26 protein-coding genes and 1 tRNA gene are annotated in these 26920 nt (G+C 71.8%); 18 read left to right on the top strand and 9 right to left on the bottom strand.

Annotated elements, in window-relative coordinates; all coding sequences use genetic code 11:
• Nucleotides 1-42: 42 nt before the first annotated feature.
• The 4 genes from ACGFRG_RS09010 to ACGFRG_RS08995 form a co-directional block, all read right to left on the bottom strand.
• Nucleotides 43-1419, bottom strand: coding sequence for a serine hydrolase domain-containing protein (locus ACGFRG_RS09010; protein WP_393262657.1), 1377 nt, complete (start codon nt 1417-1419; stop codon nt 43-45).
• A gap of 127 nt (nt 1420-1546) precedes the next feature.
• Nucleotides 1547-2866, bottom strand: coding sequence for an ATP-grasp domain-containing protein (locus ACGFRG_RS09005; RefSeq protein WP_393262654.1), 1320 nt, complete (start codon nt 2864-2866; stop codon nt 1547-1549).
• A gap of 52 nt (nt 2867-2918) precedes the next feature.
• Nucleotides 2919-3392 carry a pyridoxamine 5'-phosphate oxidase family protein gene (locus ACGFRG_RS09000; protein ID WP_393262651.1) on the bottom strand — a complete coding sequence of 158 codons (474 nt, stop codon included), beginning with the start codon at nt 3390-3392 and terminating at the stop codon, nt 2919-2921.
• Nucleotides 3393-3432: 40 nt separating this feature from the next.
• A complete protein-coding gene (locus tag ACGFRG_RS08995; protein ID WP_361431523.1) occupies nt 3433-4452 on the bottom strand; it encodes a dipeptide epimerase in 1020 nt (339 codons plus the stop codon).
• A gap of 480 nt (nt 4453-4932) precedes the next feature.
• Here ACGFRG_RS08995 and ACGFRG_RS08990 point away from each other — a divergent pair, with 480 nt between their 5' ends.
• From ACGFRG_RS08990 to ACGFRG_RS08960, 7 genes are read left to right on the top strand one after another with little or no spacing between them, the layout of a single operon-like run.
• The gene (locus ACGFRG_RS08990) at nt 4933-6303 is read left to right on the top strand and encodes an SUMF1/EgtB/PvdO family nonheme iron enzyme (RefSeq protein ID WP_361431520.1); all 1371 of its coding nucleotides are present in this window, start codon (nt 4933-4935) and stop codon (nt 6301-6303) included.
• 11 nt (nt 6304-6314) lie between these two features.
• Complete coding sequence (locus ACGFRG_RS08985) at nt 6315-7730, top strand: MBL fold metallo-hydrolase (RefSeq protein WP_361431517.1); 1416 nt, start codon at nt 6315-6317, stop codon at nt 7728-7730.
• Complete coding sequence (locus tag ACGFRG_RS08980; protein WP_361431514.1) at nt 7723-8730, top strand: alpha/beta hydrolase-fold protein; 1008 nt, start codon at nt 7723-7725, stop codon at nt 8728-8730. Before ACGFRG_RS08985 ends, ACGFRG_RS08980 begins: the two co-directional genes overlap by 8 nt.
• Before the next feature lies 1 nt (nt 8731).
• Nucleotides 8732-10516 (top strand): asparagine synthetase B, encoded by a 1785-nt coding sequence (locus ACGFRG_RS08975; RefSeq protein ID WP_361431511.1) that lies wholly within the window; start codon nt 8732-8734, stop codon nt 10514-10516.
• Nucleotides 10517-10526: 10 nt separating this feature from the next.
• Nucleotides 10527-11627 carry a hypothetical protein gene (locus ACGFRG_RS08970; protein ID WP_361431509.1) on the top strand — a complete coding sequence of 367 codons (1101 nt, stop codon included), beginning with the start codon at nt 10527-10529 and terminating at the stop codon, nt 11625-11627.
• Nucleotides 11624-13048, top strand: coding sequence for an aldehyde dehydrogenase family protein (locus ACGFRG_RS08965; RefSeq protein WP_361431507.1), 1425 nt, complete (start codon nt 11624-11626; stop codon nt 13046-13048). Before ACGFRG_RS08970 ends, ACGFRG_RS08965 begins: the two co-directional genes overlap by 4 nt.
• Nucleotides 13045-14088 (top strand): threonine aldolase family protein, encoded by a 1044-nt coding sequence (locus ACGFRG_RS08960; RefSeq protein ID WP_393262645.1) that lies wholly within the window; start codon nt 13045-13047, stop codon nt 14086-14088. Before ACGFRG_RS08965 ends, ACGFRG_RS08960 begins: the two co-directional genes overlap by 4 nt.
• Nucleotides 14089-14328: 240 nt before the next feature.
• Here ACGFRG_RS08960 and sigJ read toward each other — a convergent pair whose 3' ends face one another.
• From sigJ to ACGFRG_RS08940, 4 genes are all read right to left on the bottom strand, one after another.
• Entirely contained in the window at nt 14329-15267 is a 939-nt protein-coding gene (sigJ, locus tag ACGFRG_RS08955; protein ID WP_361431503.1) for an RNA polymerase sigma factor SigJ, read from the bottom strand.
• Nucleotides 15240-16016, bottom strand: a complete 777-nt coding sequence (locus ACGFRG_RS08950) for an NAD(P)H-binding protein (protein WP_361431500.1) — start codon at nt 16014-16016, stop codon at nt 15240-15242. The genes sigJ and ACGFRG_RS08950 overlap by 28 nt, the downstream gene beginning before the upstream one ends.
• A 114-nt stretch (nt 16017-16130) precedes the next feature.
• On the bottom strand, nt 16131-18374 hold the full coding sequence (locus ACGFRG_RS08945) for a germacradienol/geosmin synthase (protein ID WP_393262641.1): 2244 nt from the start codon (nt 18372-18374) through the stop codon (nt 16131-16133).
• 177 nt (nt 18375-18551) lie between these two features.
• The gene (locus ACGFRG_RS08940; RefSeq protein WP_361431496.1) at nt 18552-19274 is read right to left on the bottom strand and encodes an ANTAR domain-containing protein; all 723 of its coding nucleotides are present in this window, start codon (nt 19272-19274) and stop codon (nt 18552-18554) included.
• A gap of 130 nt (nt 19275-19404) precedes the next feature.
• On the opposite strand from ACGFRG_RS08940, the gene ACGFRG_RS08935 reads away from it, so the two are divergent.
• The 3 genes from ACGFRG_RS08935 (at nt 19405) to ACGFRG_RS08925 (ending at nt 21207) form a co-directional block, all read left to right on the top strand.
• Nucleotides 19405-20049 carry an HhH-GPD-type base excision DNA repair protein gene (locus ACGFRG_RS08935; RefSeq protein ID WP_361431493.1) on the top strand — a complete coding sequence of 215 codons (645 nt, stop codon included), beginning with the start codon at nt 19405-19407 and terminating at the stop codon, nt 20047-20049.
• A 128-nt stretch (nt 20050-20177) separates the two neighbouring features.
• On the top strand, nt 20178-20474 hold the full coding sequence (locus tag ACGFRG_RS08930; RefSeq protein WP_053725882.1) for a type II toxin-antitoxin system VapB family antitoxin: 297 nt from the start codon (nt 20178-20180) through the stop codon (nt 20472-20474).
• Between the two features lie 85 nt (nt 20475-20559).
• A complete protein-coding gene (locus tag ACGFRG_RS08925) occupies nt 20560-21207 on the top strand; it encodes a LytR C-terminal domain-containing protein (RefSeq protein ID WP_393262638.1) in 648 nt (215 codons plus the stop codon).
• Between the two features lie 27 nt (nt 21208-21234).
• Here the strand turns inward: ACGFRG_RS08925 and upp are convergent, their stop codons facing one another.
• Nucleotides 21235-21870, bottom strand: a complete 636-nt coding sequence (gene upp, locus ACGFRG_RS08920; RefSeq protein ID WP_101389265.1) for a uracil phosphoribosyltransferase — start codon at nt 21868-21870, stop codon at nt 21235-21237.
• A gap of 108 nt (nt 21871-21978) precedes the next feature.
• On the opposite strand from upp, the gene ACGFRG_RS08915 reads away from it, so the two are divergent.
• From ACGFRG_RS08915 to ACGFRG_RS08880, 8 genes are all read left to right on the top strand, one after another.
• Nucleotides 21979-22215, top strand: coding sequence for a hypothetical protein (locus ACGFRG_RS08915; RefSeq protein WP_361431488.1), 237 nt, complete (start codon nt 21979-21981; stop codon nt 22213-22215).
• A gap of 156 nt (nt 22216-22371) precedes the next feature.
• Nucleotides 22372-22923 carry a hypothetical protein gene (locus ACGFRG_RS08910; RefSeq protein WP_361431572.1) on the top strand — a complete coding sequence of 184 codons (552 nt, stop codon included), beginning with the start codon at nt 22372-22374 and terminating at the stop codon, nt 22921-22923.
• A 44-nt stretch (nt 22924-22967) separates the two neighbouring features.
• Entirely contained in the window at nt 22968-23396 is a 429-nt protein-coding gene (tadA, locus tag ACGFRG_RS08905; RefSeq protein WP_361431570.1) for a tRNA adenosine(34) deaminase TadA, read from the top strand.
• Between the two features lie 102 nt (nt 23397-23498).
• Nucleotides 23499-23583: transfer RNA gene (locus tag ACGFRG_RS08900), tRNA-Ser, on the top strand.
• 446 nt (nt 23584-24029) lie between these two features.
• Nucleotides 24030-24191 carry a hypothetical protein gene (locus tag ACGFRG_RS08895; protein ID WP_361431486.1) on the top strand — a complete coding sequence of 54 codons (162 nt, stop codon included), beginning with the start codon at nt 24030-24032 and terminating at the stop codon, nt 24189-24191.
• A gap of 151 nt (nt 24192-24342) precedes the next feature.
• A complete protein-coding gene (locus tag ACGFRG_RS08890) occupies nt 24343-24636 on the top strand; it encodes a Dabb family protein (RefSeq protein WP_361431483.1) in 294 nt (97 codons plus the stop codon).
• 233 nt (nt 24637-24869) lie between these two features.
• Nucleotides 24870-25721 carry an RNA polymerase sigma factor SigF gene (locus tag ACGFRG_RS08885; protein ID WP_393262740.1) on the top strand — a complete coding sequence of 284 codons (852 nt, stop codon included), beginning with the start codon at nt 24870-24872 and terminating at the stop codon, nt 25719-25721.
• A 234-nt stretch (nt 25722-25955) separates the two neighbouring features.
• The gene (locus tag ACGFRG_RS08880; protein ID WP_361431481.1) at nt 25956-26918 is read left to right on the top strand and encodes an RNA polymerase sigma factor SigF; all 963 of its coding nucleotides are present in this window, start codon (nt 25956-25958) and stop codon (nt 26916-26918) included.
• Nucleotides 26919-26920 lie beyond the last annotated feature (2 nt).

Raw genomic sequence — 26920 nt, 5'->3', positions numbered from 1 at the left:
CGACGGGAAGGACCCGGCCCACGGGCGGTGCCGACGCCCCCCTCACCCCACCTTCGGCGCAGCCCGCATCCCCACGTAGCAGCAGGCCGTCCCGTCCGCCAGGGTCGCGAAGACCACCGGCATCCAGTCCTCGCTGAACGCCGCGCCCACGCCCGAGCCCGCGAAGACCGTCGATGTCACCGGGGAGAGGTCGATCTCCAGGGGCGGGGAGAAGTCCTTCATGCCGCCGACGAACTCGTAGCGCAGGTGGCCCGCGCCCTTCTCCTCGGTCACCGTGATGACCACGCCCTCGCGCGCGTACGTGCCGACCAGGGGGGTGAAGTCCACCGCGACAGGCTGCGCCGCGGGCTCGAAGGGGGGTGGCATCTCCACGTCCGCCAGTTCTGAGAGGAGTTCGCGCATCAGGGTCGCGTAGAGCGGGCGGGCGCCGCCGCCGTTGGTGAGGAGGGCCACGGCGACGTTCGCGTGCGGGACCACGCGGAGGTAGGCGTACTGGCCGATGGACGCGCCGTCGTGGCCGTAGCCGGGGTCGCCGGACCAGTCGTACAGGGTCCAGCCCAGGCCCCAGCCGTCCGCGCTCACCGTCCACTTGTCGGGAACGTCCACGACTCGGCGGCGCATCGCGGCGACGGTGGAGGTGGACAGTACGCGCGTGCCGTCCTGCGCCACACCGTCGTCCAGGTGCAGCTTCGCCAGGCGTACGACGTCGGCCGCGCTCGCGATGACCCGGCCGTACGGGCCCGCCGAGCGCGGCATCAGGTCCCATGCCGGGGCCGGCTCGGGGTCCCGGCCCGGCTCGCCGAGGTGGCCCATCGCGGCGCGGAAGCGCAGCGCCTCCTCGGGCAGGGTCATCGTGTGCTCCGCACCGAGCGGCGTGAGGAGACGTTCCCGCAGCGCCTCGTCCCAGGTCCGGCCGGTCAGCACCTCGACGATGCGGCCGAGGACGTTGTAGCCGACGCTGCTGTACGAGACCCCCGTACCCGGCGCGCAGTCGAGCGCCACCCCCCGCGCGGCCTCGACGTACTTGGCCAGGCAGTCGTCACCGCGCCCGGTGTCATGGGTGAAGTCGCAGGTCAACCCGCTGGTGTGGCTGAGCAGTTGGCGGGTGGTGATCGCGGCGGTCGCGGCCGGGTCGGCCACCGCGAACTCCGGCAGTACGTCCACCACCGGCGCATCCAGGTCCAGTTCGCCGGACTCGGCCAGCTGCATCACCAGCGTGGCCGTGTAGACCTTGGCGATCGAGCCGAGCTGGAACACCGAGTCGGTCGTCGCCTCCACCCCGGTCCCCCGGTGCAGCACACCGCTCGCCAGCTCGTGGATCGTCCCGTCGACCAGGACGGCGAGCGTGGCGCCCGGGACGCGGTGAGCGGCGCGCAGCTCCTCGAAACGGGCCTGCCAGTGAGCGGTGTCGAAAGTCATGACGGTCTCCCCGATCGCATCGCGCGGCGTGCGGTGGCGCCCTTGCGCCGCCAACGAACCAGCTGACGAACACTGTACGGAGTCCGTACAGTGTTCGCAACAGTCGTACGCCGTGCGGGATCGGTCTCTACGTCGTGGGCGCGCCCTCCTCCATCTCGTCGCCCTCCTCCGTCTCGTCGCCCTCCTCTATGTCGTAGAACCCTTCCCGCTCCCACCGGCGGATCGTCTCGTGGTCCCTGGCCACCACCTCCGCGTCCGGGTGGATCAGGTAGACCGCGCCCGGGCGCGTGAAGAGGTCCGTGGTGCGGGGGATGTACTCGCCCGCCTTGGGCGCGGGGGCCAGCAGGCTGTGGAAGGACGGCAGGGTGTGCAGCGGCGACCAGTCCAGGTCGCGGCGCAGACGGCCGCCGCGGGGGCAGATGAAGCTGACGCCCCGGGCCACCCGTTGCGGCGGTGGCGCGGGCGGGCCGCCCCGGGCGTACAGCTCCGGGTCGAGCAAGGCGTGGACCACCTCCGCCACCGGGTTGCGACCGGTCGCCCGGGTGATCGCGGAGAGGTCGGCGGTGCCCTGCGGGCGGGCGGCCGTCTCCACCAGGCGGGGGCCGGCGGGGGTGCAGATCACCTCCGTGTGGGAGGGACCCCACTCGATGCCGACGGCACTCAGGGACGCGCCCACATAGGCGGTGATCTCCGGCACCGACCCCGGATCCACCAGCTCCGTGTAGTCGTACACCGGCGACGTCCCCACGACCGTCTTCACCGACCGCCACACCTCAAGGACGGTGTGACGGCCCGCCGCGCTCACGCAGTTGACCATGTACTCGTCGCCCTGGAGATACTCCTGGACCAGTACGGCGTCGTTGCGCTCACCGTAGATCGACTCGCTGCCCAGCAGTTTCCCCGCCGCCCCGGCCACCTCCTCGGGGTCCGCGCAGAACACCACCCCGTCCGTGCCCCCGCTGCGCAGCGGCTTGACGATCACCGGGCCGGAGCCGTGCCGCCGCGCCACCTCCTCGGCCTCGGCCGCCGTCGTCACCGCCGCGTGCCACGCCGTGGGCACCCCGGCCGCCGCCAGCGCGCGCTGCATCGCCAGCTTGTCGCGGCGGGCCGCCGAGGTCGCGGGGGCGTTGTGCCGGGTGACGCCCAGCGCGGCGGCCAGCCGGTCGGCCAGGGCCACACCGGAGTCCGTGCCCGCGATCACCCAGCCGATCCGGTGGCGGCCGAGCGCCCTCAGCAGTTCCTGCCAACCGCCCTCCCCCTCGTACGCGTAACACGCCACGTACGTCTCCGGCGCGAACGTCCGCAGATGGGCCTCGGAGCGCTCGGCCCTGTTCTCCACATGCACCGAGCCGATCCCGTACGCGGTGAAGGCCGGAGCCAGCAGCGCGCCGGTGGAGTGGCCGTCCACCACGACCGCCACCCGCTCGTTCATCGTCTGAACCGGCACCCGTTCTCCCTAAGTTCGGACCTGCTACTTCGGACCTGCTACGTCGGGCCTGCTACTTCGCCTCGGCCGTCAGCCACTCGCCGTCCTTCATCAGCGTCCGGCCCGCCAGTTCGTCGACCTCCCGCCACGCCTGTACGCGGCGGGGGCGGATGCGGAAGTACTGATACGGCTCGTTCTCCTCGCGCGGGTCGAAACCCGTCTTGGCGGCGAAGGCGGCCGCCAACTCCTCGTCCAGTACGTCCCCTTCGATGGGTTCGGCCACGCCCTCGACCAGGATCACGTCCCTCGTCGCGCCGAACGCGAGCCGCACCTTCCCGCCGCTCGCGAGCAGGTTCCTGCTGGTCGGCGAGGTGCGTACCGTCGAGATGACGACACTGGTGCCGTCCCAGAGGAACGAGAGGGGCACGAGGTACGGGGTGCCCGCCTCGGATGCCGTCGACACCCAGGTGTCGACGTCGTCCGCCAACCGCTGGTGCGTGTCCCGGATCCGCTCTTCGCGTGTGCGCGCCGCTGCTGCGTCAGTCATGCCCGCGAAGCTACCCCCAAGACCGCCCGCACAACGGCTCTCACCCCCACAACTCCCGGGCCGGCGGCCGCAACCAGCCGTCCTTCACCGTCATCCTCGGCTCGATGTCGTCGACCAGCCGCAGATGGCCGTCCAGGTCGACGAACTCGGCCAGCCGGGCCGCGTGGAAGCCGACGGCGGCCGAGAGCGAACTGCCGGGCAGACAGCCGACCATGACGCGCAGGCCCGCCCGGCGGGCCCGGGCGATGATGCGCAGGGCCGCGGTGAGGCCGCCGCACTTGTCGAGCTTCACATTGATCCCGTCGTACAGGCCGCGCACCCGCTCCAGGTCGTCCTCGGTCTCGAAGGACTCGTCGGCGACGATCGGGATGGTGCGGCGCAGGCCCCGCAGAGCGGGTTCGGACTCGGCGGCGACCGGCTGCTCGATCATGCGGACCCGGTGCTCGACCAGCGGCGGGAGCATCGCGCGCAAAGTCTCCGCATCCCAGCCGCCGTTGACGTCGACCACCACGCGCGCGTCGGGGCGAGCGGCGCGCAGCTTCTCCAGGCGGTGTACGTCGTCGTCGGCGTCCGGGGAGCCGAGCTTGAGCTTCAGGACGTGCGCGGAGCGGCTTTCGGCGATCTCCCGGTCCAACTGGTCCGGATCCGCGAGGGAGATGGTGGTCATGATCTGGAGCGGCTGGGGCGCGGGGATGCCCAGACGCCGCCACACCGGCACGTCCGTCCGCTTCGCCGCCAGGTCCCACAGCGCGGCGTCCAGCGCGTTGCGCGCGGCGCCCCGGTCGAGGCGGGACAGCAGCTCCGCGCGCTCGGCCGGGCCGTGGGGATCGATCGAGCCGCTCTCGACATACGGCCTCACCGCTTCGAGTTCGGCCACGGTTTCCTCGGCGGAAACCTCGAAGAAGCTCTCGAAGGGCGCTCCTTCGCCGCGCCCGACATGCCCGCCGTCGCGCAACTCGACGCGTACGACCGTACACGTGAGGTCATGGCCGCGGGCGTACGTGTAGGGAAGCGAGAAGGCAATCTCCTCGCGTGACACTGCGAACCGCAAGGAATCCACGCGCCGAACGATAACTCAGGTTCCACATATTCGACAGACATGGTTGAACTTTTTACCTGTGATCTGCGCAACAGGTGGTTTCGAGCCAGGTCCTGGCTTGTCAATTCCCCTGGCGGAGTCAATCCAAAACGCTGTCAGCAGCGAAACCCTCGATCGAGCGCCGATATCCGGACGTGTCAAGGAGACCAAACCGGCCCTGTGCGCGCTCAATTGAAGATCGAGCTGTTGACGGACCACGGGAAGCGACGGAACATGATTCGGGTCGGCAAGCGGTTGCTGTCCGGCCGCCGTCGGCAGTCTTGGTCATTCCTATGTGGAAGGAGGCTGATTCTGATGTCGGAAAAGGACTTCATGGGAACGCGTGACAACGAGCAGGACACCACGAAGTGGTAGTTCCCTCTTAACAGCGCGAACAAGATGACAAAAGCCGCCCGCGCCCTTCCAGCGCGGGCGGCCCCCAGTCGAGGAGGGATCGATCTGGTGGTCGGCAATCTGCCATCCACGACCGTGGAACTGCCGCCCGAGTTTCTCAAGGTGGACGGGTCCGACGACACCCGGTACTGGGAGTCCGTCCAGTCCGTGGTGGACCTCGCCGACCGTCGCGGCCGGGGCCCCGAGGGCGTTCCGCTGCTGGCCGGGCTGGCCGTGCAACATCCGGAATGGCCGGTCAGGGCCGCCGCGATCAGGCTGCTCGCGGTCCACCACCAAGACGATCCGGCGGCTGCCGCGGCGGTGGCCGGCGGCACCCACGACCCGGTCGACTGGGTCGCCTTCACCTCCCTCAAGGTGATCACCGAATACCGGGTGCGGGCCGCCGTGCCCGACCTGATACGGATATCCGGCTGGCCCAGCAATTTCGCCCGCGAGGACTTCTCGCGTAAACCGGTGGGCTGCGGCGCCGCGTTCACCAAGCGGGCGCTGCTCACCATTTTCGGCACCCGGGACCCGCAGGAACTGCGGCGTCTTGAGGACGAGTACTTCACGGATATGCGGGCCCGTATCAAGGCACACGGCGAGCGGCCGCGCAGGACCGAGGACGCGATTCTCGTCCCGGCCGGTCCTTTTCTCGCCGGAACGGCTTCCGCACAGAGCGGACCTTTCCGTATGACACAGGACGACAATCCGCTCCGGGCGGTCGACCTGCCCGCCTTCTACATCGACCGCACCACCGTCACCAACGCCCGCTACGCCGAGTTCCTGGACGAGGCCGGGGAAAGCGGCGTGTTCGACCACCCGGACCAGCCCGAGGACGGCAGAAATCACCGTCCGGCGCACGGGCACGACCCCCGGTTCAACGCACCGGAAATGCCGCAGGTGGGAATCGACTGGTACGACGCGTGGGCGTTCGCGAACTGGGCGGGCGGCTCGCTGCCGAGCGAGCTGCAATGGGAGAAGGCGGCACGCGGAACGGACGGCCGGACCTACCCCTGGGGGAACGACTGGGATCCGGAGCGGGTGAACTATGTCGAGCGCTCCTACGGGCGGCAGGTGGCCGACCTGGACGAGTTGGAAGCGCTGTTGGTCACCACTACCCATGACGACAACCCCGCACACCCCGTCCTCCCCTCCGACAGCCTCCCCGGCGGCGCGAGCCCGTACGGCGTGCTCCAGATGTCGGGAAACGTCTGGGAGTTGACCCGGACCAACTTCTACACCGGCGACGACATGGACCCGTTCTTCAAGGGCCGCCACCCGATGGAGTTCATGAACCGCAAGGACGCCTTCCATGTGCTGCGCGGCGGCACCTGGACCTCGCCCGTCGCCTGTCTGACCACGTTCTACCGGGGCAAGGACCTGATCACCGATCTGCACAACGAGGTCGGCTTCCGCTGTGTGTACGAGGCGGAGTGAAAGGCGAAACCATGCGGCTCACCTCCCTCGGCCACGCCGCCGTGCTCATCGAGACCGATGAGCGGCGCATCCTCGTGGACCCCTGGCTCACCCAGCGCCTCGACCGGTTCTGGGAGCACCACCCGGCCCTGCCCGACGGCCTCGACCAGGTCCTGGACGGCGGTGTCGACCACATCGTCTTCAGCCACCACCACTTCGACCACCACCACTTCCCCTCCCTGACCCGGCTGCTGGAGGACGGCGAGGTCGACTTCGACGACAGCCCGCACCGGGCCGCCGAGACCGAGTGCGTCTTCCCGGTCGGGCCGGTGCCGCCGCGCTTCACCGCGTCGGGCCTGGGCCACCAGGCGATTCCCTGGACGCTGCGCAGGCTCGGCTTCGAGCGCCTGACGCCCGTCACCCCGGGCGACACCGTCCACCTCGGCGACGTCGTCGTGCGGACCTTCGTCTCGAACGTGCCGTTCCCCGAGATGAGCGTCCTGATCGAGACCGAGGAGGCGGTGGTGATGCTCTGCGGCGACTCGATCCTGCACGAGTCGACCGTCCGCCACTTCGAGCGGCCCGACGCGCGCCCCATCGACGTGGCCTTCGTACCGGCCCACAGCGTCTCGCCCCCCGGCGTCCTCACCGAGCGCAGGCCGCTGAGCGACCCGGAGGCGGTGCGGGACCGCGCCGCCGCCGCCTTCGACCGGTACGTCACCACCCTGAACGCGGCCGTCACCGTCCCCTCCTCGTTCGGCTGGAAGGTCAGCGGCGACGGCGGGCAGGACTACGACTGGTGCAACCGCACCATCTTCCCGTTCACCCCGTGGCAGGCCCTGGCCCGGCTGCGCGAGCTCGGGCGCGAGGGGCTGCTGTGGGGGCCCGGCCAGATCCTGGAGGTCGCCGACGGCAAGGCCGAGCTGCGCAACGGGCCGCAGGTGCCCGGTGGTTACGACTTCGAGGCCGTGTACGCGGAGGTCACCCTCGACCCGGACGCCGAGGTCCCCGCCTTCGACCCCGCACGCGACCGCGCCGGACGCCAGACCCGTGGCGCGCACACCCTGCTCACCGAGGTGATGGAGCGGATCGTCGGCACCGACTTCTGGTACCGGGCGCTCGACAGCGGCGCCACCCACACCATCTCGCTCCACGACGACAACGGCTCCACCCACGCGTATCTGCTCGAACCGGTCAGCGGCCGCATCAGCCACCTCGGCCCGGGCCCGGCCCGCGACCACCTCAGCCAGGAGAACGGCTACACCGAGATCGCGGCGAGCACCCTCCAGGCGCTCCTGGACGCCGAGTTGCTGTTCGGCAGCTCGTACGGGCTGTGGGCGAGCAACAGCAATCTGCTCTCGGCCGTCTTCCACCACCCGGCGTACTACACGCGCCTCGTCGACCGCGCGCTGAGCGCCGACGGCACCGGGCCGGTCGCGCATGGGTGAACCGCTGGGGACGCGCGTCCTGGTCGAGCACACCAGCGCCGCGCTGCGCGACAACCCGCTCGGGGACCCCTGCGAGCGCCGCATCGAGGTGCTGCTGCCGCCCGGATACGACGAGTCCAGGCGCTACCCGGTCGTCCACTGGCTGCCCGGCTTCGGCGCCAACCCGACGCTGACCACCCGCCCGCTGGCGTTCGGCGAGGCGCCGGCGGACCGGATCCACCGGGCCATGGCGCTCGGCGAGATCCCGGCCGCGCTGATCGCGGTCCCGGACGCGACCACGGCGTACGGCGGCTCGCAGTACCTGGACTCACCCGCCTGCGGCCGCTACCTCACGTATCTGCGCGAGGTGGTGGACGAGGTCGACCGGCGCTTTCCCACCCTGGCCGAGCCGAAGTGGCGGGCCGTGGGCGGGAAGTCGAGCGGGGGGTACGGGGCGGTGGTGGCGGCCATGGAGACCGAGCTGTTCGGGGCGGTGCTCGCGCACACCCCGGACGCGGGTTTCGAGCACAGCTATCTGCCGCTGCTGCCGGGGGTCCTGGACACCCTGGAGGCGGCGGGCGGCATCGAACGGCTCCTGGCCACCAGGGAGTCGGGGCCGCACGACACCCCGTTCATGGTCGCCATGAGCATCCTCGCCATGGGCATGTGCTACGCCGACAAGCCCGGCACCACGCCCGCCGAGGCGCTGCCCTGCGACCCTCGCACGGGTGTGTTCCGCCCGGCGGTGTGGGAGCGCTGGCTGCGCCACGACCCCGTACGCACCTCGGCGGCGCACACCGGCCGGCTCAAGGCGCTGCGGCTGCTCTACCTGGACACCGGACTGCGGGACGACTACCACATGCACTGGGGCGCCCGGGCCCTGCACGCCGTCTGGCAGGAAGGCGGCATCCCGCACGAGTACCGGGAGCACGACGGCGGCCACCACGGCATCGAGCACCGTTTTCTGACCTCGCTCGCCCTGCTCGGCCGGGTGTGGGCACGCGCGGGAGAAGGGGACTGACATGTGCGGGATCGCGGGCTTCATCAGCCTGGACGGCCCGCGCGAGCGGCCGTGGCTCGGGGCGCTCGGCGCGACCCTGACGGACGCGCTGCACCACCGGGGCGAGTCGGCGGCCGAGCCGTGGATCTCACCGGACGCCACCGTGATGCTGGCCTGTGTGCGGCTCGCGGTGCGGGACCGGTCGGCCGCCGGGGACCAGCCGATGGCCTCCCCGGACGGGCGGGTGACGCTGGTCTCCAACGGAGAGGTGTACGCCTCCCGGGCGCCGCTGCCCGAGCCGTGGCCCCGGCGCACGCACTGCGACACCGAGTTCGTGCTCCAGCAGGTGAGCGGGGCGGCGGACGCCGGGCCCGTACTCGCCGGTCTCGACGGGATGTTCGCGCTGGCCTGGCACGACGCGCGCACCGGCCGCACCACGCTGGCCCGCGACCACTTCGGGGTCAAGCCGCTGGTGTACTGCCGGGTGGCGGACGGGCTGCTCTTCGCCTCCGAGCCGCAGGCGCTGCTCGCCACCGGGCTGATCGCACCGGAGGTGGACCGCACCGAGTTCGTGCTGCGGTCGTGGGTGCGGATGGACGCGGCGGACGAGCGGACCTGGCTCACCGGTATCGACGCGCTCCAGCCCGCCGAGTACCTGACCGTCGAGGGCTCGCGGGTGAGCACCGGTCGCTACTGGCAGCCCACCGCGTCGGACGAGCCGGTCGGCGCCGAGGAGATCCGGGCCGCCTTCGACCGGGCCGCCGCACTGCGGACCGCCGCCGACGTGCCCCGGGCGGCCGTGCTCAGCGGCGGCGTCGACAGCTCGGCCATCTTCGCGGCGCTGCACACGCGGGGCGTGGAACTCACCCCGTACGTCCTGCAGTACGAGGACGGCGTCGGTGGGTCGGGCAGCGACGTCGAGCACGCCAGGACGGTCGCCGACGAGCACCATGTCCCGCTCACCGTCGTGGAGTTGTCGCGGCGCGACGCCGTGAAGCTGATCCCGGAGGTGGCCGGGCGGCTCACGCGGCCGCTGCTGCACGGCGCCGAGCTCGCGATGTACCAGCTGTACGAGCGGATCGCCGCCGAGGGGCAGGTCGTCGTCTACTCGGGCCACGGGGCCGACGAGATGTGGGGCTACCAGGACGGTGGCTACTTCCCCGTGGTCGCCCCCGACGCCCCCACGCATCTGCACGGCCGCCACTACCTCACCCACCGCCTCTACCCGGACGAGCGGCCGGTGTGGGGCGAGCTGGTGGAGTGGATCGCGGCCGGGCTCGACGTGGACATGGGCGAGGTCAGGGAGCGGGTCTGGGAGCGGGTGCTGCGCGAGTACCGGGCCCTGGACACCCTGGACCCCGTCAAGCGCGGCCGCCACCACCTGATGCGCCGCTTCCTCGTGTACGTGAACGACATGGTCGACCTCACGTCCTCCACGTACACCCTGGAGGACCGGCCCGTCTTCCAGGACGTGACGCTCGCCGAGCTCGCCTTCCGCTGCCCCGAGCACCTGAAGAGCACGGGCCGGCCGGGCGACCACAAGGACCTGCTCAAGAAGGCGCTGGGCGGGCTGCTGCCGCCGTCCGTCGTCCGGCGCCGCAAACAGGGCTTCCCCGCGCCGTCCGACCCGTCGTACCGCGAGGCGCTGCGCGGCCTCGCGGACGAGCAGGGCATGCCCTTCGGGCTGCCGGAGCCGCCGCGGGCGCTGCGGGACGCGCTCGGCACCGGCGAGCTCATGTACCTCGCGTCCAGCTCGGCGTGGCTCACCAGAACGTCACCCACCGCGCTCACCGGAACAGGGAAGTAGGACACACCCCATGGCCTCCACCGAACTCTGGCACTGGCGCACCGCGCCCGACGCGGCCGCCCTGGAGGACGTGCCGCCGCACCTCACGCCCCAAGAGGCCCAGGAGTGGTGCAACTTCACGCTGTGGCACCCCTTCGAGCTCCCCGCGGGATGCGACACGGCCGTCGGCACCCTGCGCAAGGAGGCGCCGCCCGGGCGCACCGGACCGGACGCGGGCCGCTCGCCCTGGTCGGCCGCCAACCCGGCCGCGTTCCGCACCGAGATCGGCGGCCCGGGGCGGCGGCTGCGGCTCAAGCAGTTCCTGTACGACTGGGCCTTCCCGGCGGCCGACCACCCGGCCCTGTGGGGCAGCGAGACCCGGCACTTCCCGATCGGCTCGGGCCGGGTGGTGTGGCTGGGCACCGACTACCTCGGGCACGCGGCGGCCTCGGCCCGGATGCTGCGCACGACCGTCGAACTGTCGGTCCTGGAGGGCGAGTTCACCGGCGAGGAGCTGGTGGAGCTGTACCGGTCGCTGCGGCCGGCCGTCGCCGAGGTGCCCGCGCGGGTGGTGCGCACGCCGTTCAGCGCGCTCAGCTACTGGGCGCGGCACCGGGACGTGGAGATGGTGTCGGTCCCGACCGGCCTGTTCACCTTCCACCGCCGCACCCGGCCGCACGAGGGCGACTGGGTGCCCACGGCGGAGCTCGCCCGCTTCCTCGCGGCGCGGCGCGTCCCGGCGTCGCTGGGCGGGTTCGCGTGCGACAGCGCGGCCGTCTTCGCGGACGCCGACGGCTCCCGCGAACTGGAGGTGATCTACACCTCCGGGGACGGCGACGAGCTGCGGCTCGTGCTCCAGCGGCCGGGCGGCGGCCGGATGCCGTTCCCGCCGCAGCGCGAGAAGCACCCGGCCCGGGCCGAGGAGATCTCCGTCGACGGCCGCACGGTCCATCTCGCGTACGTGGACGACGAGGTCGGCCCGTTCGACGCGATGTGGCGGGACGAGGCCGCCGGGGTCGAGGCCAAGCTGCTCACCAGCGCCCGCACGGGCCTGGACAAGGAGTTCGTGCTCGGATGTGTGCGGGCCGTCCTCGCCGCCGCGCCGCTGACGGATGCCGGGGCGGCCCTGTGAGCGGTGGCGCGCGGGAGTTGACCGATCCGGCGACCGGTGAGGTGTACGACCGGCTGCCCGACAGCTCGGCCGTGGAGTGCGCCCGGACCGTACGCCTGGCGGCCGGGGCCTTCGACGCCTGGCAGGCGGCCGGGCCCCGCCACCGCGCGGAGCGGCTGCACGTGCTGGCCGATCTCGTGCACGGGCGGCGCGCCGACTTCGTCGAGCTGGAACGGCGCGGCGCGGGCAAGCCGGTCGGGCGGATCGGCGGCGAGGTGGACTTCGCGGTCCGGGCGCTGCGCTGGTTCGCCGGGCAGGCGCTGCGCCCGGCGGGCGAGATCCATCCGTCGGGGCCGGGCACACGCGCGTACACCGACCGGGTGCCGGTCGGGGTGTGCGCGGCGATCGTGCCGTCCAACTACCCACTGCTGATGGCCGCGTGGAAGGTGGGCGGGGCGCTCGCGTACGGCAACACGGTCGTCGTCAAACCGGCGCCTCAGACCCCGCTGAGTGTCCGGCTGCTGGTCGAGCTGGGCCGCGAGGCGCTGCCCCGGCATGTGCTGGGCGCGGTGTACGGGGGCGCCGACGTGGGCCGGATGCTGTGCCAGCTCCCCGAGGTCGCGGCCGTCTCCTTCACCGGCTCCACGGAGGCGGGCCGCATCGTGGCCGCGAACTGCGGACGCACGATCAAACGCGTCTCGCTGGAACTCGGCGGCAAGAACCCGCTGGTCGTCTTCCCCGACGCCGACCTGGAGGCGGCCGCGGCCTCGGCGGTCGAGGCGTTCACCGGCAACTCGGGCCAGATGTGCGTCGGCGCGTCCCGCCTGATCGTCCACGAGAGCGTGCACGACGACTTCGTACGGGAGGTCGCCGCGCGGGCCGCCGCGCGCCCGCTCGGACCGACCGACGACCCGCGCACCGAACTGGGGCCGCTGATCACCCGGCAGGCGGTGGAGCGGATCACCTCGGCGGTCCTGGAGGCGGTGGGCGAGGGCGTGCAGGCCCTGTTCCCGCCCGGCGAGAAGGACGTACGACCGGACCTGGACGCCCCGCTGAGCGGCGGCCACTACGTCAACCCGGTCGTCCTCGACCAGGTACCCGGCGAGCTGCGGGCCTGGCGCGAGGAACTGTTCGGCCCGGTCCTCGCGGTGCGCTCGTTCCGTACGGAGGAGCAGGCGCTGAGTCTCGCGCACGACACCGAGTACGGCCTGTCGGCGTCGCTGTGGACGTCGGACGCGGGCCGGGTCGAGCGGTTCGCGCGGCGGCTGCGGGCCGGGATGCTCTGGTTCAACACCTGGGGCGACACGGACGAGCACATCAGCGTGGGGGGCCTGGGGCAGAGCGGGTACGGGCGGGAGCTGGGGGTGCACGCGGTGGAGCAGTACACGCACACCCGGGCGGTGTGGATCGCGCACGGAGCCGGGTCGGGGGGCGGCGGGTGAGCGCGGTGCCCGTCCTCCTGGACTTCCGCAGCGACACCCGGACCGCCCCCGACGCGGCGATGCGGGCCGCGCTGGCCGGGGCCGAGGTGGGAGACGACGCGTACGGGGACGATCCGTGCGTGCTCCGTCTTGAGGAGGCGGGGGCGCGGCTGCTCGGGAAGGAGGCGGCGCTGTTCCTGCCGAGCAGCACGATGACCAATCTGGTCGCCGTGCTCGCGGCCGCGCCGCACCCCGGCACCCGGCTGCTCACCGGCGCGCACACCCATGTGGCGCGCTTCGAGGACGCGGGGATGCGGCGGTTCGCCCGCGTCGAGATGGTCCCGCTGGCACAGGGCGACGACGGCGCCCCCGACCCGGACGCGCTGGTGGCGGCCGTGCGGGAGGGCGCGCGGGACGGTCGGCCGCAGGTCCTCTCGCTGGAGAACACCTGCATGCTGCATACGGGCAACGCGCTGGACCTCGCGGCCTTGGACCGGCTCGCCGGGCTCGCCCGGGAGCACGGTGCCGGCCATGTCCACCTGGACGGCGCCCGGCTCGCGAACGCGGCGGTCGCGCTCGGCCTGCCGGTCGAGAAGCTGGCGGCCCCGGCGGACAGCGTCACGTTCTGCCTGGCCAAGGGGCTGGGCGCGCCGGTGGGCTCGCTGCTCGGCGCGGACGCGTCGTTCGTGGACCGGGCCCGGGAGCTACGGCTCCAACTCGGCGGCACCATGCACCAGTCGGGGGTGCTGGCCGCCGCCGCGCTGGAAGGTCTGGCGCGTCTCGACCGGCTGGCCGACGACCACGCACTGGCGGCCGCGCTGGCCCGGGCCCTCGCGTCGGTCCCCGGGGCCGAGGTCGCCGAGCCCCCGCACCGCACCAACATCGTGACCGTACGGCTGCCGGGCGTCGACGCCGCGGAACTGCGGCACCGCCTCGCCGAGCGGGAGGTGCTGGTGCTGCCGCTGGACGACGGGTGGGTGCGGTTCGTGGTGCACCGCGAGCACGCGGCCGAAGCGGTGCCGGTGGTGGCGCGGGCGCTGGCGGGGGCGGCGGGCGGGTAGCGGCCCGAACTCGGCATCGGCGCGCTGGCCGCGCTCCGGCTGGTCACCTCGTGACGCGTGACCAGCCGGAGCGGGCGCTCATGGGTTCCCCGGGCCGGTCGGCGTGGCTCGGGGGCCAAGGAGAGGCGGATCCACAGCGGACCCAGGGGCGCGGGCCTGTGACATTGTGCGGCTCCGCCGCGTGGGCGCGACCAGCCACAGACGGCCCGCAGTCGAACAACCGCGCTTCCAGCGGAGCGCTTACGCGTCGGGTACGTGAAGGAGCTTGTCCGGGTTGCGGATCGCGTCCACGGACGTGATCCGGCCGCCGTCGACGGTGATCGCCACGATGGTGCGGGCACCGTCCCAGTGCCACAGGGCCAGGCCCGGAGCGCCGTTGACATGGGCCAGGCGCAGCCCGTCCGGCGGCACATGGACCCGGGTGAGCGCGATCAGCCCGCGCGCCACGCTCTCCGCGCCCCGCACGATGCCCCGCAGCGCCGTCACCTTGCCGCCGCCGTCGCCGCGCCAGACCACACCGGGGTCGAGCAGCGCGACCAGCCGTTCCAGATCGCCCTCCTGGCACGCCTTGCCGAAGGCGCTGACCAGCTCCCGCTGACGGGCGTACCCGGCGGGGTGGTGGGGGCGGCTGCTGTCGACGTGGCGGCGGGCCCGGGACGCCAACTGCCGTACGGCCGCCGGGGTGCGGCCCACGACGCCCGCGACCTCCTCGAAGGGCAGCCCGAACACGTCGTGCAGCAGGAACGCGGTGCGCTGCGCGGGCGACAGCTCGTCCAGGACGATCATCAGCGCCATCGACACCGACTCGTCCAGCGTGACCCGGTCGGCGGGGTCCTGCTCGTCCGGCGCGTGCTCGACCAGCGGCTCGGGCAGCCACGTACCGACGTACCGCTCACGCCGTACGCGCGCGCTCCCCAGCGCGTCCAGGGCCAGGCGCCCCACCGTCGTCGTCAGCCAGGCCCGCAGATCCCGTACCGCGCCCGGGTCCTTGAGGCCGCGCAGCCGCAGCCACGCCTCCTGGACGCAGTCCTCCGCCTCGGCGAGGCACCCGGTCGTCGTGTAGGCGACCCGCAGCAGCCGGGGCCGCTCGCGCTCGAAGGCGCGGGCCAGACCGTCCTCGCCGGAGTGCGGGCCGTGCCCGCCCACCGGGTTCACCGCAGCCCCGCGACGCTCGCCCACACCTGTTCGGTGCGCAGCCACTCCCCGAACGACATGGTGCCGCGTACGTCCGGCTTCGCCACGGTGAGCGCGCCCGAGCGCAGCGCCTGGCCCACCGGCCCCGGCAGCGGCACCGGCATCAGGACCGCCTTGCGGCCGGTGACCGTGCGCCAGACCTTGGCCATCTCCCGGATGTCGACGTCCTCGGGCCCGCAGATCTCGATCCGGCCCCGGTGCGGCACCCCTTCCGCCACATCGGCGACCACCCAGGCCGCCTCCATGCAGGCGACCGTCCGCAACCGGGCCCTGGGCACCGGCACCACGCCCCATTTGGCGGCCGACGCGAGCGCCGAGGCGAGCAGTTCATGGAACTGGGTGGCCCGCACGATGGTCCAGGGCACCCGTCCCTCCCGTACCACCCACTCCTGCTCGGCCTTGGTCCGCAGATATCCCATCGGCACCATGTCGCAGCCCACGATCGAGACGCACACATGGTGCTGCACGCCCACCGCGCGGGCGGCGGCCAGCAGCCGCCGCGAGCCGTCGACGAGCGTCCTGGCCGCCCCCTTGGCGGACCCGTGCGCATTGGCCGCGTCGACCACCACCTCGCATCCCGACAGGGCGTCGATGAGCCCTTCGCCGGTGGTCAGATCGACCTTGTAATCCGGGGACCGACGGCTCAAAATCCGCACCCGGTGCCCCCGCGTACGCAACTCCTCGGCGACGCGGCTGCCCAGCGTCCCCGTCCCTCCCGCAATGGCGATGTCCATGTCCCTAGGACGACGCGCCGGGCCGGGATGTGACAAGGGCGAACCGCGCCACCGGTTGGTTCCCGGGTACCGGCTCGGCGGGCGGCCCGCGGTCATGCCCGTACGGCTGGTCGATCACGCCCCGCTGAGCCCCGCGACGGGCCGCTCCACCGGCGGCGGCGACTGCCCGAACACCTCCTGGGCGAACCGCATCGCGGCCGTGCCCGGGCCGGAGGAGGCGAGGACGGAGGGCAGCGCGTTCGGCAGCGAGCCGCCCCGCAGGTCCTCCTCCGCGTAGCGGCGGGTGTGCCGGTGCCAGTGCAGGACGCCCGCGATCCAGTCCTCCAGCTCGCGCACATACGCGTCGAGCGCGGCCCGGCCGTCCCGGTCGAGCCCGAACTCCTCGGCCAGCAACGGGAGTTCGTGCTCCTTCACATGGAGGTACTGGCGCAGCCGTGAGCGCATCAGGTCGTCGACGATGCCGAGAGCGGTCGGGTAGTCGCAGTCGAAGAAGCGCTCCACGACGAGGGACAGATTGTGCACCTCACCCTCGAACTCGATCTCCTTCTGGTACGAGAAGACGTCGTTGATCAGCATCCCGTAGTCCATGACCGCGTGCTCAAGCGCCTCCATCGCGCCCGTCCGGAACAGCTCGGCCGGGAGCGTGTCGGTGTGCCGCAGACGGCCGAGCGCCATGGTCAGCTCGGAGCCGAAGGTGTGCCGGCGCATCTCGATGTAGTCGACCGGGTCGGGGACGCGGTGCTGGGCCTGGTTGTGCAGCTCCCACAGCCAGCTCTGAAGCATCACCCCGATCGCCGTACGGAACTCCGTGCGCCCGCGCGCGGACATCGGGGCGGCCGAGCGCGCCCAGACGTCGGCGAGCGCGCGCTCCATCGGGGTGGCGGCGAGCGCGGCGCCGGCCGCCGGCTCGTCCACGTCCAGACAAGCCAGCAGCCGCTCGACGCACAGCCGCGCCCCGACGAGATCGCGCGAACGCCCGTACACCACCGGGAAGTAGTCGTCCGCGTACGTCCCCCAGGTCAGCCACTGGGCGTGCAGCTCCAGCTCCTGCGAGGTGGCGTCCGGGTCGAGCCCGGCCGAGCAGAGCGCGAAGTCGTAGCCGACGAGCTTGTGTTCGTCCCAGATGCCGGTGAGCAGGCCCATCCGGTCCGCCCAGGCGACGGAGAGCCGACGCGCCTCGGCCAGGTGCGGGCTGAGGGTGAGCGGGAACGGCATGTCGAAGTCGGGCAGCAGGGACGGCCCGACGTGCCGCGTCGGCACGTGGGTGTGGCTGCGCAGCCGGGCCGCGGCCGGGCGGCCGAAGAGGCTCTGGATGTCGAGCGCCGAGGTGCCGAGCACCCCGCCGACCCTCGATGTGCGCTCCCGCGCCTCCTGGTTCATGTACCGGCTGGAGCGCATGTGCCACTCCTGGCCGCCGGACTGCCAGTCCTGGAGGCCCTTCACATACGCGCCGACCCGCGCGCACTCCTCGGGAGTGAGCCCCTTCTCCAGGCAGAGCGGGGGGACTTCGGTGAGCGCGGTGTTCTCGAACTGCTGGAGCCGCGAGGTCAGCAGATCGTTGACGGTCTCGGCGGCCTCCTGGGTGGTGCACCCGAGGAAGGTCTCAAGTACCAGGATCCCGTTGCTCAGTTCGCCCTCGTCCTCGACCTCCCGCTGGTACGAGAAGAGGTCGTTGCGCAGATGGACGCTGTCCGCGAAGGCGTCGGTGAGCACGCGCAGCGGCCGGGAGCCCGCGACCGCGCGCGGGATCTCGGCGTTCGCCGCGTACTCGACGAGCCCCGCCGACCAGGGCGCGCCGCCCACCTTGCGGCGCATCTCGATGTACTCGACGGGGTTGGCGATCCGCCCCTCGTTGATGTTGACGAGCTCCCACATCGACTCGTTCAGCAGATTGCGGGTCGACTCGGCGAACCGTTCCCGCCAGCCGTACGACATGCTCGGCACGGTCCGCGCCCACAGGTCCGCGAGGCCCTTCTCGACCTGGTTGACCGGCTCGGGGAACCCGTCGGCGAGATCCATCGGCATGAACGCGGCCAGCCGCTCCAGATAGCTGCGGCCGCCGTCGCGGTCGAGCGTGCGCTTGAACGCCTCCAGGAAGTGGTCGTCGAAGAAGAACACCCACACGTACCAGTCGGTGACCAGCGACAGCGCGTCGGCGTCGCAGTCGGGGTGGGTGTACGAGCACAGCAGCGCGTAGTCGTGCGCGTCGAGGTCGCTCTGCTCCCAGATCCCCGACCCCTCCAGCATGCCCATCTCGCGCGCCCACGCGCGCGAGTGCGTACGGGCGACTTCCAGATGGGGATTGAGCCGGGCCGGATACGGCATATAGAAATCCGGCAGGACGAACGGCTGGGTCACTGGGCTTCCCCTCCTGATGCACCAGTTCGCGATGCGGTCGCGCCCAGCACTACCCCGCGCCCCGGCGCGCATTCCGCGAGGGCGAGCCGGTCATACGAAAGCGTGAGTTCCAGCGAAAACATGTACGAGGGGACTGCGGCCGAGGGGCCCCGGTCGAGGGGCTGTGGCCGAGGGGGTCTACGGTCGCCGCGCCCGCCCGGCGCTCCACATCACTTCCGTGTCGACCTCGCCCGAGATGACCCCCCTGGCCAGCACGGCGATCCGCAGTCCATGCGTACGGGCGTAGTCGCGGAGGACGGCGAACGCCTCGTCCACCTGGATCCGCCAGCGCTCGGCGAGGATGCCCTTGGCCTGTTCGATGACGATACGGCTGGTCAGCGCGGCTCTGAGCTGGTCGCGCTCGACACGGCCGCGCTCCAGCGCGCGCTCCTGCACGACGGCGACGGCCGCGAGCGCGGCCAGCGCCTGGGCGAGCGCGACCCCGTCGGGCGCGAGGCGGCCGGGGCCGCGCTGGAAGAGGGTCAGCGCGCCGACGGCCGCGCCCCGGCCGGGCGGCCGCAGCGGCAGGGTGTGGGCGACGGCGAAGCCGGTCCGGCGGGCCCGGGCCGTGAAGTGCGGCCAGCGGGCCGCGGCCGCCGGGTGGCCGAGGTCGATGCCGGTGCGGGCCACGCCGGTGCGGTGGCAGTCCACGCACGGCCCCTGACCGTGCTCGACGGCGAACGCCGCCAGGAGCCGGGTGGGTTCGTCGGAGGCGGCGACGATCGTGAGCTCGTCGCCCCGGCCGGCGGCCACGACGGCGCCGGAGGCGAGGCCGAGCAGATCCGCGCAGCGCCCCGCGAGGCCCTGGAGGACACCCGTCATGTCGACGGAGTCCAGCTCGTCGGACAGGGACCCGGTCAAGACGTGGGCCACCTCCAAAGCCGATGCCGATACGGGACGGATGCTGACGTTCCTCTTCTCCTGCCCGCAAAAGGGCCGGGGCACGCGCGTCCGCGTGCGGGACCGGGGACGCGCGCCGATGATCGGTGCCATGGCACCCACGAAGAAGAAGGCGGCGGGCGGTTCAGGTGGCCCGGGCGGTCCGGACGGGCCGGGGCACACGCTGCACCTCGCCCAGCAGCCCGAGGCGGACGAGCTGCTGAGCCGCAGCCCGCTCGCCGCCCTGGTCGGCATGCTGCTGGACCAGCAGATCCCGATGGAGTGGGCCTTCGCGGGCCCGTACACGATCGCGACCCGGATGGGCGCGGACGATCTCGACGCGGCGACGATCGCGGCGTACGACCCGGAGGCGTTCGCGGAACTCCTCAAGGAGAAGCCCGCGGTGCACCGCTACCCCGGGTCCATGGCGCAGCGCGTGCAGCAGCTCTGCCGCTATCTGGTCGAGGAGTACGGCGGCGACCCCGAGGCGGTCTGGCGCGACGCCGCCACCGGCGCGGAACTCCTCACCCGCCTCAAGGCCCTCCCCGGCTTCGGCGACCAGAAGGCCCGCATCTTCCTGGCCCTGCTCGGCAAGCAACTGAACGTCCGCCCGCCGGGCTGGGCGGAGGCGGCGGGCCCCTACGGCGAGTCCGACTGCCACCGCTCGGTGGCGGACATCACGGGCCCTCAGACGCTGGCGAAGGTACGGGCGTACAAGCAGGAGATGAAGGCGAAGGCGAAGGCGTCGGGCGCGTAATCGGGGCTGCGCCCCCTGCACCCCACCCTGCAGCCGTGCCCTCTATGCCGGATTTGCCGTACTTGACCCAGGATCGCACTGACGCACCATGGCTGCGCCCGGAGCCGCTTGCCCGGTAGGCTTTCCGTGTGATCTTCAAGCGCATCGGAAGCGGGCGGCCGTACCCCGACCACGGCCGGGAAAGCACCCGGCAGTGGGCGGACGTCGCGCCGCGCCCGGTCCGGCTCGATCAGCTCGTCACCACGAAGGGTCAGCTCGACCTGGAGACCCTCCTCGCGGAGGACTCCACGTTCTACGGCGACCTCTTCGCCCATGTCGTGAAGTGGCAGGGCGACCTCTACCTGGAGGACGGGCTGCACCGCGCGGTGCGCGCGGCGCTCCAGCAGCGCCAGGTGCTGCACGCGCGCGTGCTGGAGATGGACTGACCCTTTCGGGCTCTTTACGGCGCATACGGCGCCATCCATTGATCATTTAGTAGGCATCGTCACCGAGCGGCACTACGCTGCCCACATGAGCATGCTCACTCCCCCCGGCATGGGCGGAAAGTACCGCATCACGGGTGACAAGTACCCGAGGATGCGCCGCCCCCGCCGACGCGGCCGAATCCTGCTCGCGGCGGTCGCCGCCGTCGTGGTCCTCGGCCTGATCGGCTGGGGGACGATCCAGCTCATCGACGTCTTCGGCGGGTCGGACGACACCAAGAAGGACGCCGCGGCGGGCGCCGGACACGACTGTCCGGCGAGCCCCAAGCCGTCCGCCTCGACCGCCACGGTCGCGGCCGGCGCACTGCCGAAGCCCGCGCAGATCACCGTCAACGTCTACAACGCGACGCCGCGCGGCGGACTCGCCAAGGAGACGGCCGACGAGCTGAAGAAGCGCGGCTTCGCCATCGGCAAGGTCGGCAACGCGCCGCAGGAGTACGACAAGAAGGTCACCGGGAACGGGATACTGCTCGGCGCCCCGGCCGCCACGCGCGGGTCGTTCGCGGTCCTCGGTACGCAGCTGAAAGGCACGACCCAGAAGACGGACACCCGGGCCACGCCGGACGTCGACCTCATCCTGGGCTCGACGTTCCAGACCCTGGATCCGGAGAAGGACGCGGCGACCGCCCTGGCCACGCTGGCCAAGCCCGTCCCCGCGTCCTCCGGGAAGTGCTGAGCGCCCCGTAAAGGGGCGCGCGACGTACTACTCCGCCGAGCCGTACATGCGGTCACCCGCGTCGCCGAGGCCCGGCACGATGTAGCCGTGCTCGTTCAGGCGCTCGTCGACCGAGGCCGTGACGACCGTGACCGGCGTGCCCGCGAGCTCGCGCTCCATGACCTCGACGCCCTCGGGCGCGGCGAGCAGCACGACGGCGGTCACGTCGTCCGCGCCGCGCTTGATGAGCTCCTTGATGGCCGCGACCAGCGTGCCGCCGGTGGCCAGCATCGGGTCCAGGACGTACACCTGGCGCCCGGAGAGGTCCTCCGGCATACGCGTCGCGTACGTGGACGCCTCCAGCGTCTCCTCGTTGCGGATCATGCCGAGGAAGCCCACCTCGGCGGTCGGCAGCAGCCGGACCATGCCGTCCAGCATGCCCAGGCCCGCGCGCAGGATCGGGACCACCAGCGGACGCGGGTACGACAGCTTCACGCCCGTCGTCGGGGTCACCGGGGTCTCGATGTCGACCTGCTCGGTGCGCACGTCGCGTGTGGCCTCGTACGCGAGCAGGGTGACCAGCTCGTCGGCGAGGCGCCGGAAGGTCGGCGAGTCGGTGCGCTTGTCGCGCAGGGTGGTGAGCTTGTGGGCGACCAGGGGGTGGTCGACGACGTGGAGACGCATAACCCCACAGTAACCGGGGCGCAGGGCCCTGCGCGCCGTCCGCGCTGGCATCAAACCACCCACCCGGGGGAAGGTGGGAGGGACTGACACACCCGGGGCGGTGCCCACATGGCCAAGCAGCAGGACCACCGACAGGACCACCGAGACGAAGAGCGGGCCGCGAGCGACGCGGATACGGACGCCTACGGCGAGCCCGCCGAGACGCTCGCCGAGCGGCGCCGCCGGCGCGCCCAGTTCCTGCGCGAGCTGCACGAGGCGAAGGCGCTGCGCGACCGGGTCCAGCCGCGCCGCGCCCGCGCGGCCCGTATGCGTCAGGCCATGCGCATGCGAACCTTCCGCTGGTGACCTGAGAATCGGCGAGGACGACGACCGGGAGAAACGACCGGAGAAACGCAACCGCGGAAGAACTCTCGCAACGGCGTTGTTTCTGCAACGATTCCAGTGAAGCCACGGCCGGGGGGACCCCCAACCGGCACGCCTATGACCAGTGGGAGAGTCACGGTGTACTTCGCCGCACTGCTCGCGCGCACCGAAGACGGGTGGGAAGCGAGCGACACAGAGCTCGACGATGTGGAGACCCTGTCCGACCTCGCGGACCTGGCCCGGGAGGCCACGGCCGACGGGGCCGACGACACGGTGCTCGTCTTCATCGAGCAGGAGGATGTCTGGTTCGGCGTCGTTCGCGTGGACGGCGAGGAGGACCCGCGCATCTACGTCTCGAACGCCGCCGCAGCCGCGCGTTCGTCGTACGGGGAGATCCTCCTCACCGACGAACTGCTCGGCCGCGATCCCGCCTCCGACGACAGCGCCGACGACCTGGACGCGCTGGACCTCGACGGCACGGAGGACGGCGACCTCGACGAACAGGAGGAAGCCGACGACGACGAAGTCCTGGCGGGCCTGGACCCGGTGCCCGCGGGGCCGCTCGGGGACACCGCGATCCTGGCCGACCTGGGCGTGAGCGAGGGACAGCTGCTCACCCTGGACTCGGACGCGCTGGTGGAGATCGCCGACGCGCTGGGAGCGGCCGAGGTCCTGGAGGCCGTGCGCTAGTGGCCGTGGCGCACGATCCCGTACGCGACCCCTGGGCGGAGCCCATGCGCACCGCCCTCGGGGAGGCCGGGCGGGCCGCGCTGGCCGGCGACGTGCCGGTCGGCGCCGTCGTGCTGTCCGCGGACGGCACCCTGCTCGCGACGGGTCACAACGAACGCGAGGCCACCGGCGACCCCACCGGCCACGCGGAGATCGTCGCGCTGCGGCGCGCGGCCGAAAAGACCGGCGAGTGGCGCCTGACGGGCTGCACGCTGGTGGTGACCCTGGAGCCGTGCGTGATGTGCGCGGGCGCACTGGTGCAGTCCCGGGTGGACCGGGTCGTGTACGGGGCGCGCGACGAGAAGGCGGGCGCCGTCGGCTCGCTCTGGGACCTCGTACGGGACCGGCGGCTCAACCACCGTCCCGAGGTCGTCCAGGGCGTCCTGGAGGACGAGTGCGCACGGCAGCTGACGGCCTTCTTCCGGGACCGCTGACCGGGCGCCGACCGGGCGCCGGGGGCGTGGTGACCCACGTCTCACCCCGGTCGCCGCATACGGATTTCAAACCAGGGGCCACCTTGGGCTAAGCTCTCTCTCGGTAGCGTGTCCGAGCGGCCGAAGGAGCTCGCCTCGAAAGCGAGTGTGGCGCAAGTCACCGAGGGTTCAAATCCCTCCGCTACCGCTTGTGAAGGGCCCCGGCATCGCCGGGGCCCTTCGTGCGTTCCCCCCGCGTGTACGCGAGCGGGCACGGACGCCGAAAAGCCCCGGCCGTGGACGGCGACCGGGGCTTCGTTCTCTCGGGACGGGGGGAGCGGCGTCGGGGGGACAAGGCCGCTCCCCCCGACGAGAACAGGACCTGCAAGTCCTCGCCGCGTTCAGGGGGAAGCTCGCGGCGCGGACCCCGCAGTGAGGTCCTGTTCCGGCCCGTGGATTCCTGCCAGATCCCCCGGGCACAGGAACCATCCTGCTCTCCCGTCACGTCCGTAACGTGCGGCGAAGGGCCCAGATCCAGGGGTCCTTGGTCCTTAAAGACGGGGTGAGGACGCGGGCGGTGTTGGTTAGACTCACGCGATCACGCAGGCGAACGCACAGGCGAATCGCCCAGGGGAACGGGGAGGGTGCACGCACGTGGACGTGAAGAAGGTCCTGCTCTATTGCGCGGTCGTCTTCGTGCTGTACACGATCATCACCTCGCCGGTGCAGGCCGCCGGGATGGTCCAGACGGGCTTCGAGGGGATCTCGTCGGCCGCGAAGGGCATAGGCAGGTTCATGACCGAGCTGGTCCGCTGAGGCCCGCCGAGGTCCGCCGAGGTCCGCCGAGGTCCACTGAGCGCGCGTCGGCCGAATGCCGATCGGCCGGGCGCCGGTCCGCCGCTTCGCCGCTCCTGCTCGTACGATCTTCGAGGGCGCTGACTCGAACGTACGACGGCAGGGAGCACACATGATCCGCCATCTGGTCCTCTTCAAGCTCAACGAGGGTGTCTCGCGCGACGAGCCGCGCGTGGCCGCCGGCGCGAAGGCCTTCCAGGAGCTGGACGGGCTCGTGCCCGAGCTGCGGTTCTGGGAGTGCGCCTGGAACATCGCCGACCGGCCGATCGCGTACGACTTCGCCATCAACTCGGCGGTCGAGGACGCGCCCGCGCTGCAGCGCTACCTCGAACACCCGGCCCACCAGGCGGCGGCCGCGCAGTGGCGCGAGTTCGCCACGTGGGTGATCGCCGACTACGAGTTCTGAGCCGGTACGCACGGATTCCGAGCCGGTACGCGAGCAGGCCCCGCACCCCCGGGTGTGGGGCCTTTCGTCTGCCTTTGTGCCCAACTTGCCCTCAACACGTGGATATACGGTGCTTGCACACAGTGGACATGTCTTGTGATGCTATGACCGCTTTTGACGGATGAGTCGACGATGCGTCGATGGTCACCGGAACACAGGACCAGGACCAGGACCACAAAGGGGTGGCGTTGACCGTGCCGGCCAGTACCGCACCTCAAGTGCCGCCCCAGAACGAGCCCCAGGAGGCCCCCGAGGCGCACCGGGTCCCCCTGCGGCCCAGCAGCCGGGGGGCCGACACCCGGGCGCTCACCCAGGTCCTCTTCGGGCAGCTGAAGGGCCTTCGGCCGGGCACCCCGGAGCACGACCGGGTGCGCGGTGCGCTGATCGAGGCGAATCTGCCGCTGGTGCGGTACGCGGCGGCCCGCTTCCGGTCCCGCAACGAGCCGATGGAGGACGTCGTCCAGGTCGGCACCATCGGGCTCATCAACGCGATCGACCGCTTCGACCCGGAGCGCGGGGTGCAGTTCCCGACCTTCGCGATGCCGACGGTGGTGGGCGAGATCAAGCGCTACTTCCGGGACAACGTGCGCACGGTCCACGTGCCGCGCCGACTGCACGAGCTGTGGGTCCAAGTGAACGGCGCCACCGAGGACCTGACGACCGCTCACGGCCGCTCGCCCACGACCGCCGAGATCGCCGACCGCCTGAAGATCGGCGAGGACGAGGTGCTCGCCTGCATCGAGGCGGGCCGCTCGTACCACGCGACCTCCCTGGAGGCGGCCCAGGAGGGCGACGGCCTGCCGGGCCTGCTGGACCGCCTTGGTTACGAGGACCCGGCGCTGGCGGGCGTGGAGCACCGCGACCTGGTCCGCCACCTTCTCGTACAACTGCCCGAACGCGAACAGCGGATCCTGATGCTGCGCTACTACAGCAATCTGACGCAGTCCCAGATCAGCCAGGAATTGGGCGTCTCCCAGATGCATGTGTCCAGGCTGCTGGCCAGGAGCTTCGCGCGGCTTCGATCCGCAAATCGAATCGAGGCATAACCGGATCGAGTGATCCACCTTCGGCCGAACATCGGGGCCGGAAAACCCGCACACCCCCTGCTAACTGCACGTATCCGCCCCTGACTTGTCGACATGTCACTACAGCGTGTTGCCGACATGTGACATTCTGCTGGAACCGCGTTTGCCGCAGCTCCGCCTCCGGTATTCAGGTGGAGGCTGCGTTCCTCCGATGGTCGTGGCCACCGCGACCGTCCGCGACCTCAAGGGGGTGGCATGTCCGCAGAACAGGGCAGCTCCAAGGTGCAGGTGCTCACGCTCACGCTCACGAAGAGCGCGCCCGCGCCCGATGTGTGCCAGAGCTCGGAAGCCGCCGTCGACGCCATCGGCGCCGTCGAGGCCGTCGGCGTCCCGGACGCGCTCGGCTTCCCGGAGACGACCGCCCCCCGGCGCGCGGCTCCGTCCGGCTCCCGGGACCCCATCGACACCCGGACCCTGTCCCGCTCCCTGTTCCTGCGGCTGGCCGCACTGGGCGCGGACAGCCCGGAGCGTACGTACGTACGCGACACCCTGATCGAGCTGAACCTGCCGCTGGTGCGGTATGCGGCGGCGCGGTTCCGCTCGCGCAACGAGCCGATGGAGGACATCGTCCAGGTCGGCACGATCGGCCTGATCAAGGCGATCGACCGGTTCGACTGCGAGCGGGGCGTGGAGTTCCCGACGTTCGCGATGCCGACGGTGGTCGGCGAGATCAAGCGCTTCTTCCGCGACACGTCGTGGTCGGTACGGGTCCCGCGCCGCCTCCAGGAGCTCCGTCTCGCCCTGACCAAGGCGAGCGACGAACTGGCCCAGAAGCTGGACCGCTCCCCGACGGTGCCGGAGCTGGCGGCGGTGCTCGGCGTCTCCGAGGAGGACGTGGTCGACGGCCTGGCGGTCGGCAACGCGTACACGGCGTCCTCGCTCGACTCCCCGTCCCCCGAGGACGACGGCGGCGAGGGCTCCCTCGCGGACCGCCTCGGCTACGAGGACGCGGCGCTGGAAGGCGTGGAGTACCGCGAGTCCCTCAAGCCCCTGCTGGCCAAACTCCCCCCGCGCGAACGCCAGATCATCATGCTCCGCTTCTTCGCGAACATGACGCAGTCGCAGATCGGCGAGGAGGTGGGCATCTCCCAGATGCACGTCTCCCGCCTCCTGACGAGGACGCTGGCGCAGCTCCGGGAGGGGCTGATCGCGGACTAGCC

Origin of the sequence: Streptomyces sp. NPDC048696 (assembly GCF_043198895.1) — a bacterium.
Classification (GTDB): Bacteria; Actinomycetota; Actinomycetes; order Streptomycetales; family Streptomycetaceae; genus Streptomyces.
Note: the sequence above shows the minus strand (reverse complement) of the source record. Positions and strands in the feature narration are given on the sequence as shown.